An 11,904-nucleotide genomic window follows, 5' to 3' on the forward strand; every position below is an offset into this window, starting at 1 on the left:
AATACTCTCCTACTGTTTCAGCTTAGGATCAAGGGCATCACGCAAACCATCACCCATGAGATTAAAGGCTAATACAGTGATCAGTATCATTAAGCCTGGGAACGTAACAACCCACCACGCGCGTTGTACAAACTGTAAGGCATCTGCCAACATACTACCCCATTCAGGTGTCGGTGGTTGAGCCCCTAAACCTAGGAAGCCCAATGCGGCCATATCTAGAATAGCGGTTGAGAACCCTAGCGTGGCTTGTACGATGAGTGGTGCTAAGCAGTTTGGGAGAATACAAATAAACATTAAACGTAATGGACTCGCACCGATAACACGGGAAGATGTGACGTAATCTCGAGACATTTCAGCCATAGTTGCGGCACGGGTTAAACGTACATAATGGGGCAAGGAGACAATGGAGATAGCTAAAGCCGCATTAATAATACTGGGCCCAAGGATGGCGACAATCGCAATGGCGAGTAGCAAGCTTGGCATAGCCAACATAATGTCGACTATTCGCATAATGGTTGTATCAATCATGCCCTTACAATAGCCAGCGGTTAGCCCAAGTAAAATCCCCATAAAAAGAGAAAAGGTTACTGAGATAATGCCGACGGCAATGGATAAGCGCGCACCGTGGATTAAGCGGGATAAAATATCTCGACCTACATCGTCTGTACCGAGTAGATAACTCCAATTCCCCCATCTAGCCAAGCGGGTGGCAGCAAGAGTGCATCCCGGGCTTGGCTAGAAGGAGAATGGGGGGCAACTAGGTCGGCGAAAACGGCAAGAAAGCAGATAAAAACGATAAAAACCAAACCAGCAACGGCGCCTTTATTGCTTTTAAAGTAATACCAAAATTCTTGTAACGGTGTTCTTGGCACCGGTGCAACTAAAGAATCTGATGACACTGTCATTTGTTCTGTGCTCATAATGGTTCCTTAATGACTGTGACGAATACGAGGATTGATAATGCCATAGGTAATATCAACTAATAGATTCACAACGATGATGATGGTTGCAACAATTAAGATACCACCCTGGACTACGGGATAATCTCGACGTCCAATGGATTCAATGAGCCATTTTCCAATACCCGGCCAAGCAAAGACGGTTTCTGTTAGAATTGCACCAGAAAGTAAAATGCCTACTTGCAAACCGATCACGGTAATCACGGGAATTAGAGCGTTTCTAAGTGCATGAATCACGATCACTCTCCAAGGTGCTATGCCTTTAGAGCGAGCCGTTCGAATGTAATCTTCGCTTAATACTTCTAACATTGATGAACGGGTCATGCGGGCGATTACGGCCATTGGAATAGTACCAAGGACAATACTCGGTAAAATTAAGTGTGCAACGGCAGATTTGAAGGCCCCTTCTTCATCCGACAACCAAGTATCGATCAACATAAACCCAGTTGTATTGTCTATCCAATAGACCACATCAATTCGGCCTGAGACTGGGGTCCAGCCTAAATTAACGGAAAATACCAGCATGAGTAGCAATGCCCACCAAAAGATGGGCATAGAGTAGCCTGTGAGAGAGACTGTCATCACAGAATGGTCAAAAATGGTCCCGCGTTTAACTGCCGCAATGATACCTGCGGGTAAGCCGATGAGAATGGCGAACAGTGCCGCACAAATAGACAATTCTACTGTGGCTGGGAATAAAGCTAAAAACTCATCTAACACAGGTGTTCGGGTGATGAGCGAGTTGCCTAAATCTCCCTGTAATACCCCGCTTACATAGCGAAAGTATTGAATATAAAGTGGTTGGTCAAATCCTAACTCGGCACTGAGTTGGGCATGACGCTCTGCTGAAACACCCCGTTCTCCCGCCATGACCTCAATTGGATCACCAGGAATCATGTGAATAAGGGTAAAAGTCAGTAAAGTAATACCAAGGAAGGTCGGAATTACCAAACTTAAACGACGTAAAATAAATTGGAACATAAGAAATCTCTTGGAACGCAGAAGCCAGAGTAGACAACTCTACTCTGGCTTTTTTGGCGGGAAACTATTTCGTTAGACTAACACCAGAGAAGTAATGGCCACCTAATGGATCGATAACGAAGTTTTTCACTTCTTTACGAACGGGTTCGTAAACAACAGAGTGAGCTACCGTTATCCAAGGTGCTTCACGTTTGAAGACCATTTGAGCTTCTTCATAGTACTTAGTACGGTTAGCAACGTTAGAGTCTTGTTTTGCTTTAAGTAGCAAATCATTAAACTCTGTGTCACACCATTGTGCGCGGTTTGAACCACCGACACCATCACAACCAAGCAATACGTATAGGAAGTTATCTGGATCACCATTATCACCAGTCCAACCTAGAAGAACCGTATCATGTTCACCTTTCTTAGAACGGTTTAGATATTCGCCCCACTCGTAAGAAACGATCTCAGCTTTTACTCCGACTTTCGACCAATCTTCCTGCATTACTTCTGCCATACGACGTGCATTTGGATTGTATGGACGCTGTACAGGCATGGCCCAGATATTAGTAGAGAAGCCATTTTCATAGCCCGCTTCTTTAAGTAGTTGTTTCGCTTTTACTGGATCGTATGGGTAATCCACTACGTCGTTATTGTAAGACCACATTGTTGGTGGAATTGGGTTTTTCGCCGCTTTACCTGCACCTTGGAAAACCGATTTAATAATCGCATCTTTGTTGGTTGCAAGGTTCAACGCTTGACGTACACGAGCATCATCGAATGGTGCTTTTTGAGTGTTAAACGCAAGATAACCGACGTTCAAACCTTCCTGACTCATCAGATTGATGTTTTCGTCTTTTTTCATTTGCTCCAAATCGGCTGGATTTGGATACGGCATCATATGACATTCGCCAGCTTTCAATTTAGCATAGCGAACTGACGCGTCTGGTGTAATAGAGAATACAAGACGATCGATTTCTGGCTTACCTTTCCAGTAGTCTTCAAACGCTGTGTAGCGGATCAAAGAATCTTTTTGATACTGTACTTTCTGGAATGGACCGGTTGCCGCTGGATTAATATCGATTTGCTCTGGTGTGCCTTTTTTCATTAGCATATCGGCTTGTTCAGCAGAGAAGACAGAGGCGAAATCCATTGCAAGGTTGGCAATGAAAGGCGCTTCAGGCTGGTTAAGAACAAACTTAACTGTGTAATCATCAACCTTAACGATTTCTTTGATCAACGTATCCATGCCCATACCTGTGAAGTACTCATAAGAGCCACCAGATACTTTATGGTAAGGATGATCAGGGTTTAACTGACGTTCAAATGTAAAAAGAACATCGTCGGCATTAAAGTCACGAGTAGGTTTGAAGTCTTTTGATGAATGGAACTTCACGCCTTTACGTAGATTAAAAGTATATTCAAGACCATCAGGCGTAACTTCATAACTTTCTGCTAAACCTGGTTCTGTTTGTGTTGTACCAAGTTTAAATTCAAAAAGACGGTTAAACATGTTTTTAGAAGACGCATCAAATGTGGTACCAGAAGTATAAAATGCTGGATTAAACCCTTCCGGACTGCCTTCAGAACAATATACAAAAGTAGATGCTGCATGTGCAGATGTAGATATCGCTGTTGCAGCCATAATGGCCATTGGTAAAGCGGCTAACCCTTTTATCATTGTATTTCTCCGGTTCTCTTATGTGTAATTAATTGAAACAACGTAAAGTCAAAAAATACTTTTTTTGTAATGTTTATCCATTGAGAAGGGTAATATGAGCTTGTTGCGATTTATCGATGGCTTTGCCCTAGTGTTACCAATAGAACAAAGCCTTCTTTCTCTTCCGTGAGCCCCCTTTTCCCCATTTCAAAAATGCTTATATTGAATAAGTGTTTGAAACAGTGTCATTGAAGAGTAACGAAGGTGCATAAAATGACCAATCGAAATAACGATAGACCTTATGCGTATAATGTATGAAGGCGGTATTGGTTTTTTGAAAAATCTAATAAAATTAGTGGTTTATGTTTTTTTGATTAAAGGGCGTTTTAATTTTTTTGTTAAAAACACCCTTTAATAAAGAATTTATTTTAAATAATCCTGTACTATTTTAAGGATTTTATTAAAACGGAGGTGTCACAGCGACCATGGCCTTCAGAAATAAGCTGTTGGTATTTCTCATCCACGTCTTTCGTTAAAGGTAGGTCTAATGTCATCTTTTGAGCTTGGTCTAAACAAAGGCCAAGGTCTTTATGCATCCATTCAATGGCAAAACCAAAATCGAATTGATCCCTAGCCATGGTTTCACCTCGGTTTTCTAATTGCCAAGACCCAGCTGCACCGTATTTAAGTGTTTCTACTAACGTGGCAATATCGAGTCCTGCCGTTTTTGCAAAACGGATGCCTTCAGATAAACCGGATAATACGCCAGCAATTAAAATCTGATTCACCATTTTGGCTATTTGCCCATGACCAACAGGACCTTGGAGCACAATGGCTTTAGAATAACTTTCTATGATGTTCTGCGTTTGCTCTAATATGGAGGCCTCTCCCCCAACCATAACGGTAAGTACTCCATTTTCAGCGCCTGCCTGGCCGCCAGAAACGGGAGCGTCTAAAAAGTAACAACCCTTTTCCATCGCTATTACCGCTAACTCTTGAGCCACTTCTGCCGATGCCGTGGTATGGTCAACAAAAATGGTACCTGCCGAGGCCTTTGCAAATGCACCATTTTCCCCTAAATAGACTTCACGAAGGTCATTGTCATTACCAACACAAGTAAAGACAACGTCTTTTGCTTCTGCTGCTTCTGCTGGGGTTTTGGCCCAAGCTCCAGAATAGATTTGTGTCCAGTGCTCAGCTTTAGAAGCCGTTCTATTAAATACAGTAACAGCATAGCCTGAACTGCTCAGGTGTCCTGCCATAGGGAAGCCCATTGTTCCTAGCCCGATAAAAGCAACTTTCTTATTCATATCTACCTCTTACCTATGATTGATCTTAAAAAATACGATGTGGTGAGTGCTTGTATGGTGATTGATTAACGTTAACAGATTAACCTGAGTGATTTCGAATGGTTAGTGACAGTCAGGATGAATTATAAGCGTACAGTGAATTTATAATAGGTTGCATGATCAATTACACCTGTGGATAAAAATGTGTACTTAATTTAGAAAAGGCTTATTTAAGGTGTGATTAACTGTTTGAATAGTAATTGTTTAAAAATCAAGTATCTTACTTTGTTTTTTATAAACTATTCTGTTTGAGGGTTATTGATTTAGCGTTGTAATTGATATAAGGCTCCCGATATTGAGCATTTTGTGGTGAGTCTTTACTTACTAGGTTGAGACTCAATACCGGTGCTTTTAATTACGTTGTCTTATAAAACTGTTAATTAACAATTGATTAACTCTTTTATAAGAGGTGTCAACGATTGCGAAAGCTGTTTATTGGCGGCTAAATCGAAATGCACACCATCAAGTTCACTAGGCTGTAAAATACTGGACGAGTTTAAAAAAACGCAATTATTGATCGTCGCCACTCTTTGATAATGTTGATGTAGTTCTTGCGATTTTTCTACTGCCCCTCGGTACATGTCAGTCAGGTCGCCTTTTGGGGATAAAATATTTGGTGGTGCGACGATAACGATTTTTGGCGCTGCGAATTTATGAGGGCTAGGAGCATGAACTTTATGAATAATTTGTTCAATTCCTTTCGAGGCTTCATAAGCGCCTATATTAAAGTAGTGTTTTAAATCATTTGTACCCAACATGATAATGAGAATGTCGACAGGCCCAAATATTTCTAATGCTGATTGGATGGCTAAAGAACCGTTCCGTCCTTCTCTAAAGGGATCATTCCATATTGTGGTTCTACCCGGTAACCCAAAATTAATCACCTCGTGTTGTTCCCCTAGTTGTTTTGCTAACAGCTCAGGCCAACGTTGATTGCGATTGAATCGACCTCCTTGTGGAGCGGCGCCCCAAGTTAAAGAATCGCCATAACAGAGTACAGTTGCCATGATATTCCCCCTACTTACTTTAAGCTCTGCTTAAGTGTAGTCAGGAATCACACAGAAGGATAATTTATTTAATGAGCAATATTTGATTTTCAGTGATCAAGTTTAGTGCAAAAAAAACGTTACCCTTACCGATTTTGATGCCTTCTACACTTTTATGGTTGTTAATTACTCGAAAAACCTAAATAGAGCTAAGAATTCGGCAGTTAGTCTCTAACTGGCCCAATTTTTGCCTTTCATATTGATCGATGCTTCATAAGAATCGTGTCGACACCGCAGCTAAGAACGAGACAAAATATTGATGGATTTAGAGCAAAACGGATTGTCAGTGTTGAGACTATTTTTTAACTTTGTGATTTATTCAGCAATAAAAAAGTGGAATCACACGCGTCGATCCATACTATTTATCTAGAATTAGATTCATCTAATTTAGAATATATTTGATTCATAAAATCCTATGTATTGTCTCATTTATAGCTAAAAATTTTGACGGGGAGCTATAAAAAAGGTATTTATAACTACTAAGTAGGGGGAAAAGCCTATTATTGGCTTATCAAATACTTGAATTTTTACGAAATCTCTACTGAATACATTATCTTAGCTACCTTCCATTGGTTGAAACGCTCAATGTGTCAGGAAGTCGTAAATCTATGCTCCACAATAATAAATAATAAAATATAAAAGAGGGTTTATCTATGTCAACAACTCTGATTGTTGGTATCGACGGTAGTGAAGCTGGCGCTCGCGCTTTGTCTTACACTAAACGTCTAGCCACTTTGATTGGTTCTGATTGTAAAATCGAAGTAGTCTATGTCATCGAATGGTCTCCTTATTCTTTCCAAACTCCGGAAGAAAATGCTCAACGAAATAAACAACGTGAAAAAGCAATTTCTATTGCTAATGAACGTATTGTAGAACCTGCAATTAAATCTCTCCAAGATGAAGGCTTTGCCGCTGAAGGCCGTGTATTGCATGGTAAAGTGGCCCACCTATTGAATTCTGTTGCTGTGGAAACAAATGCAGAGCAAATCGTTGTAGCTCGTTCATCTGCTGCGGGTTTCACGTCTCGTGTATTCGGTAGTGTGACAGCGAACTTGGTTATGAGTTCTACTGTACCAGTCACTGTTGTAAGCTAAGGAGTTATTATGAGATTAAAAAACACAATGTATTCTATGATGGTGCTCTTTATGGGCCTGTTTCAAGCAAGCATAGCTAAAGCGGAAGGAATTGATGCTGCTGTAAATGCTGTATTTGCTTCTTCAACAGGTTGGTTTGTAAGTCTTATTTTTGCTCCTTTACCTGGTACGTCTTTTCCATGGATCGTACTTTGGTTAGTCGTTGGTGCAACGGTATTTACTTTGTATTTTGGGTTTGTTCAATTTCGCGCGATCGGACATTCAATTGACCTAGTAAAAGGTGAGTATTCAGATCCTAAAGATGCGGGTGAAGTCAGTCACTTTCAAGCATTGACAACGGCTTTATCTGGTACGGTTGGTTTAGGTAACATCGCTGGTGTTGCTGTAGCGATTGGTATTGGTGGCCCAGGTGCGACATTCTGGATGATCTTAGCGGGTCTGATGGGGATGGCATCCAAGTTTGTAGAGTGTACGCTAGGTGTTAAATATCGTAATGAATATAAAGACGGTAGTGTATCTGGTGGACCGATGTACTACATTTCTAAAGGTTTTGAAGAGCGTGGTTTACCAGGTGGTAAATTCTTAGCGGCGCTATTTGCTGTTTTCTGTATCTTCGGTGCCTTTGGTGGCGGCAATATGTTCCAAGCGAACCAAGCACACGCTCAGTTAAGCAGTGTTATTGGTGATTATCCTGGTTGGATTACGGGTATTATCTTCGCTGTCATTGTTTTCTTGGTGATCGTTGGTGGTATTAAATCAATTGCTCGTGTAACAGAAAAGATCGTTCCTTTTATGGGGGTTCTTTATGTTGGTGCTGGTGTTGTTATCTTGCTGATGAACATTGATCAAATTGGTTGGGCTTTCGGCCAAATCTTTGAAGGTGCTTTCACTGGTCTTGGTGTTGCTGGTGGCATGGTGGGTGCTTTGATCCAAGGCTTTAAACGTGCGGCGTTCTCGAACGAAGCCGGTGTTGGTTCGGCAGCGATTGCTCACTCGGCTGTAAAAACCAATGAGCCGATCACTGAAGGTCTTGTATCATTACTTGAACCATTCATTGATACGGTTGTCATTTGTACTATGACAGCGCTTGTCATCATTATTACTGGTCAATTAGTATCCGATCCAGCTACTGGCCTTTATGTTCTAAATGAAGCTGGTACTGCGATTGCTACTCAAGATGGTAGCTCTGGTGTGGCATTGACTTCAGCGGCATTTGGTTCTGCGTTCACGTGGTTCCCATACATCTTAGTATTAGCGGTTGTGATGTTTGCCTTCTCTACAATGTTAAGCTGGTCTTACTATGGTCTAAAAGCATGGACTTACCTATTTGGTGAAGGCAAAAAAGCTGAGATGACGTTTAAAGTCTTGTTCTGCTTATTTGTTATTGTTGGTGCTTCTGCAAGCCTAGGTCCAGTTATTGACTTCTCTGATGCGATGATCTTCGCAATGGCTGTTGTTAACATTATCGGTCTGTACTTCTTAATGCCAATTGTTAAGAAAGAATACATTTCTTACTTCGCGCGTTTGAAAAGCGGTGAAATTAAGAAATTTAAATAATGTAATGATTATTTAATTCAAAAAAAGGCGCTTAAATTGGCGCCTTTTTTTGTGCTCTACGTTTCTCTATCTGTAAAGGTTACATGGCTAGCTATTTAAATAAATAAGAGAATGTCTGCATTTATGATGTAGTGGATCTATACTGATATAAAGAAATGATTTTTTGATCCTTTGTTATATGAGAGCCATGGAAGGGTGGCGACGAGAGTCAAAAGAGACTGTGCTTGCTCAATTACTGATGAATGAGTTAAGTGCAAGTATCGCTCGTAATGATGAAATAAGTTACGCTCGTTTTGAGCCTAATCTATATTCAGAATAAAAAATCAAATGATTAATAAAAGAGAGCCCACTAATGAAGTATCTTCGTAAGTTTTTTATTACCGTTGCGTTAATTCTTTTTTCCATTGTGACTTTTGCAAGTGATATTACCTTTCTTACTCATTCTATTAAGCCTTTTTCATATGAGCAAGACGGTGAGATTAAAGGGTTTGCGGTCACCCTCGTGAGGGAAATGATGAGGGAAGTTGGTCAGCCCGAAGACTTCAGAATGTTTCCTTTTAAGAGGGGCTTGGTTATGGTACAGAACCAGCCAGGTCACGCTCTATTTATTACTGCTCGCCGCCCTGAGAGAGAAGACACGGTAAAATGGGTGGGTCCTTTAATTGAAAGCGGTGTGTATTTTTATAAAAAACGCGGTCGTGATTTACAAGCTGAAACTCTTGCTGACTTAAAAAATAATGTCACCATAGGGGTCGCGATTGGTAATGCCGATCATGTGTATTTAGAGGCTCAAGGTTTCAAAAATTTATCCACTCTAACTAGCCAGACAAAAACACTGGATCTGCTTTCTCGGAATCGTCTAGATGTCACTCCTGTAAGTGAAATTGTCATGCCTGAACTGGCTAAAGAAGCAGGTATTGATGTGAATTTAATAGAAAGAACGAATATTAAGCTTTATGACTCCACTTTATTTTTGGCCTTTTCTAAGACAACACCAGATGCTGTGATTCAAGAGTGGCAAGAGGCATTAGACTTATTAAAATCATCCGGCCGCTATCAAGAAATATACAATCAGTTTATCCAGTAAGAAGCGCCTGCGAGTTAATGAGTCAGTTGAGAATCAATGATTCGATTTCGGCCGATTTGTTTTGCGGTATATAAATGCTTATCTGCTATATTGAAGACTTCGTCAGTATTTTTGCCCTCATGAGAGTAACCAATACCAATACTCGCTGTAATTCCGTGTACTGGGTCTGTATCCAGCTGGCTAATGGTATCTCTTAGATAATCGGCGAGTGCCAAGATTTTTTCTCTATCCTTATTGAGGGTGAGAATAATAAATTCTTCACCACCCCATCGACCTAAAATATCATCGGGATGTACTTTTCTACTCAAATGAGAGGCAATTTTTACCAGTATTTGGTCTCCAATTAAATGACCATGCACATCATTAACTTGTTTAAAGTGGTCAATATCAACGACTAAAATAGCGTAATTTTGGTTATTTGAGTCTGAGTTTAATCCTAAGTCCTTGATGACCTTATCAATGCCTCTACGATTTAATATGTGGGTTAATAGGTCAACATAAGCATAACCTTCCAATGTCATCGCGTGTTGTTTCACTTCTTCATTATTTTTACGTAGTTTAATCACCATCCATAACAATGCGATGTAGGCTGTATGGGCTATCCCCATGCTTAGCACAACACCTAACGTATTGTGTAATGAGTGGTTTGCTATGATGGCAAGAAAATGACCAACGATAGTAATACTAAAAACAATGACGGTAGTGGGAACGGCTTTTTTGACATCTAAAAAAAGATACGCCATCACATAGTTGAGCCCTAACCATTGGGCGGAATTGAGAAAAGGTTCTTGATTAACAGTATGAGACCAAAGGCTGTAACTGATTAAAAATCCGGCTATAACCGTGTAGGCAAGCATTAGTAATGTGTGGTTATTAACTTTGTTGTTAACACTTAAAAAATAGATAGAAGCTAAAGCGATGATACTAATGAGGTAGCTTAATTGATTAAACACCACAAGAGAGTGAAAAATCGAATTTATGAGCCACATGAGCGTAAAACAAGCGACTGAAAATAGAACTAATTTTCGGAACAGTTCAGGTTTGACCGCCGATGTACGCAAAAAATAATGCTCAATTTGTTTCTGTCCCATGTTGAATCAACACCTATACCAAACAAAAAATTACGATATTGTACAGGTTTTTTACAATTTGAAATAGTTCGATATTTAATCATGAGCTAAAAGTCGATGATATCAGAGTGAGTCATATTGTTAGATTGTGACTATTCGTCTTTTAAATTATCAGAATGGCGTTTAAGCGTTCCATTTTTAGGCGTAATCAAAAGCCTTGCAAGGCGTGTTTTGCTACTGATGCTTTGAGGTAGGAATGTAAGTGAGCACGAGCGGAAATTTTAGGTTAAAACCGCTCATACTTAGCCTCTATAGGGTTGTTTTACTATGTTTTATCGTTCTCAATATGGGGTGTGACTGAGGTAATTTTATTGGTTAAAAAAGACAGTAGAACACCATACATAGGGATAAATAGACCAAGGCTAATTAGCAATTTAAAGCCATAATCGGCCCATGCAATCTCCTGCCAATGTTGTGCCATAAAAGGGTCAGGGCTTTGGTAAAAAGCGATGCCAAAGAAGGCCAAAGTATCTAACCCATTACCGAGTAAGGTGGATGCAGCGGGTGCAATCCACCACTGTTTCAATAGACGCAATCGATTAAAAATTTGTACATCTAGCATTTGCCCTAATAGATAAGCCATTAAGCTAGCGATAGCAATACGAGCAACAAACCAATCTATTGTGGATAAGGCATCTAATCCTTTGTACTCCCCTTGAAAGAAAATAACCGATAATACATAGGAAACAACCATGGCCGGTATCATCACTAAAAAGATGATCTTACGGGCTAACCGTGCCCCAAAGATGCGTACCGTTAAGTCAGTTGCTAAGAAAATAAAGGGAAAAGTAAATGCTCCCCAAGTGGTGTGAAAACCTAAAACAGTGAAGGGGATTTGTACTAAATAGTTACTAGAGGCAATGATTAGTAAGTGAAATGCAGCAAGCAGGAGCAGCGCTTTGCTTCGCTGTTCCGAAGAAAAATGATTCATATTGTGACCTTTTTCGTTTGATTGGGGTGAGGGAACCCAAATGGATACACATAAGCAGAGAAATACCGCCGATGTTTTTTTATATTAGACCATACGGTCAAACTTTGCGCGAGATTATACAGCAATTA

At 40.2% G+C, this 11,904-nt stretch carries 10 protein-coding genes and 1 pseudogene; 4 read left to right on the top strand and 7 right to left on the bottom strand.

Features of this window, described 5'->3' with window-relative positions:
* Positions 1-9: 9 nt before the first annotated feature.
* From dppC to O1D97_RS09540, 5 genes and pseudogenes are all read right to left on the bottom strand, one after another.
* Positions 10-905 (bottom strand): annotated as a pseudogene (dppC, locus tag O1D97_RS09515) (dipeptide ABC transporter permease DppC).
* 24 nt (positions 906-929) lie between these two features.
* Positions 930-1,940, bottom strand: coding sequence for an ABC transporter permease subunit (locus tag O1D97_RS09525; RefSeq protein ID WP_269125037.1), 1,011 nt, complete (start codon positions 1,938-1,940; stop codon positions 930-932).
* Positions 1,941-2,004: 64 nt separating this feature from the next.
* Positions 2,005-3,603 (bottom strand): ABC transporter substrate-binding protein, encoded by a 1,599-nt coding sequence (locus O1D97_RS09530; protein WP_269125039.1) that lies wholly within the window; start codon positions 3,601-3,603, stop codon positions 2,005-2,007.
* Positions 3,604-4,025: 422 nt separating this feature from the next.
* A complete protein-coding gene (locus O1D97_RS09535; protein ID WP_269125041.1) occupies positions 4,026-4,892 on the bottom strand; it encodes an NAD(P)-dependent oxidoreductase in 867 nt (288 codons plus the stop codon).
* 419 nt (positions 4,893-5,311) lie between these two features.
* Positions 5,312-5,938 (bottom strand): SGNH/GDSL hydrolase family protein, encoded by a 627-nt coding sequence (locus O1D97_RS09540; protein ID WP_269125043.1) that lies wholly within the window; start codon positions 5,936-5,938, stop codon positions 5,312-5,314.
* Positions 5,939-6,630: 692 nt separating this feature from the next.
* Between O1D97_RS09540 and O1D97_RS09545 the strand changes: the two genes are divergently transcribed.
* From O1D97_RS09545 to O1D97_RS09560, 4 genes are all read left to right on the top strand, one after another.
* Positions 6,631-7,071 carry a universal stress protein gene (locus tag O1D97_RS09545; protein WP_269125044.1) on the top strand — a complete coding sequence of 147 codons (441 nt, stop codon included), beginning with the start codon at positions 6,631-6,633 and terminating at the stop codon, positions 7,069-7,071.
* Positions 7,072-7,080: 9 nt separating this feature from the next.
* Positions 7,081-8,628 (top strand): alanine/glycine:cation symporter family protein, encoded by a 1,548-nt coding sequence (locus O1D97_RS09550; RefSeq protein WP_269125046.1) that lies wholly within the window; start codon positions 7,081-7,083, stop codon positions 8,626-8,628.
* A gap of 187 nt (positions 8,629-8,815) precedes the next feature.
* Entirely contained in the window at positions 8,816-8,947 is a 132-nt protein-coding gene (locus tag O1D97_RS09555) for a hypothetical protein (RefSeq protein ID WP_269125048.1), read from the top strand.
* A gap of 33 nt (positions 8,948-8,980) precedes the next feature.
* Positions 8,981-9,715 carry a substrate-binding periplasmic protein gene (locus O1D97_RS09560; RefSeq protein ID WP_269125050.1) on the top strand — a complete coding sequence of 245 codons (735 nt, stop codon included), beginning with the start codon at positions 8,981-8,983 and terminating at the stop codon, positions 9,713-9,715.
* 14 nt (positions 9,716-9,729) lie between these two features.
* Here the strand turns inward: O1D97_RS09560 and O1D97_RS09565 are convergent, their stop codons facing one another.
* Positions 9,730-10,806, bottom strand: coding sequence for a GGDEF domain-containing protein (locus O1D97_RS09565; RefSeq protein ID WP_269125052.1), 1,077 nt, complete (start codon positions 10,804-10,806; stop codon positions 9,730-9,732).
* Positions 10,807-11,110: 304 nt separating this feature from the next.
* Positions 11,111-11,776 (bottom strand): 7-cyano-7-deazaguanine/7-aminomethyl-7-deazaguanine transporter, encoded by a 666-nt coding sequence (locus O1D97_RS09570; RefSeq protein ID WP_269125054.1) that lies wholly within the window; start codon positions 11,774-11,776, stop codon positions 11,111-11,113.
* Between the last annotated feature and the right edge of the window lie 128 nt (positions 11,777-11,904).

The sequence above is a fragment of the Marinomonas phaeophyticola genome (assembly GCF_026966905.1).
Classification (GTDB): domain Bacteria; phylum Pseudomonadota; class Gammaproteobacteria; order Pseudomonadales; family Marinomonadaceae; genus Marinomonas; species Marinomonas phaeophyticola.

Excerpts from the sequence above, each read along its gene's own strand:
- O1D97_RS09570 (WP_269125054.1), bottom strand. The coding sequence starts at position 11,776 with ATGAATCATTTTTCTTCGGAACAGCGAAGCAAAGCGCTGCTCCTGCTT.
- O1D97_RS09565 (WP_269125052.1), bottom strand. The coding sequence starts at position 10,806 with ATGGGACAGAAACAAATTGAGCATTATTTTTTGCGTACATCGGCGGTC.
- O1D97_RS09535 (WP_269125041.1), bottom strand. The coding sequence starts at position 4,892 with ATGAATAAGAAAGTTGCTTTTATCGGGCTAGGAACAATGGGCTTCCCT.
- O1D97_RS09525 (WP_269125037.1), bottom strand. The coding sequence starts at position 1,940 with ATGTTCCAATTTATTTTACGTCGTTTAAGTTTGGTAATTCCGACCTTC.
- O1D97_RS09540 (WP_269125043.1), bottom strand. The coding sequence starts at position 5,938 with ATGGCAACTGTACTCTGTTATGGCGATTCTTTAACTTGGGGCGCCGCT.
- O1D97_RS09530 (WP_269125039.1), bottom strand. The coding sequence starts at position 3,603 with ATGATAAAAGGGTTAGCCGCTTTACCAATGGCCATTATGGCTGCAACA.
- O1D97_RS09550 (WP_269125046.1), top strand. The coding sequence starts at position 7,081 with ATGAGATTAAAAAACACAATGTATTCTATGATGGTGCTCTTTATGGGC.
- O1D97_RS09555 (WP_269125048.1), top strand. The coding sequence starts at position 8,816 with ATGGAAGGGTGGCGACGAGAGTCAAAAGAGACTGTGCTTGCTCAATTA.
- O1D97_RS09545 (WP_269125044.1), top strand. The coding sequence starts at position 6,631 with ATGTCAACAACTCTGATTGTTGGTATCGACGGTAGTGAAGCTGGCGCT.
- O1D97_RS09560 (WP_269125050.1), top strand. The coding sequence starts at position 8,981 with ATGAAGTATCTTCGTAAGTTTTTTATTACCGTTGCGTTAATTCTTTTT.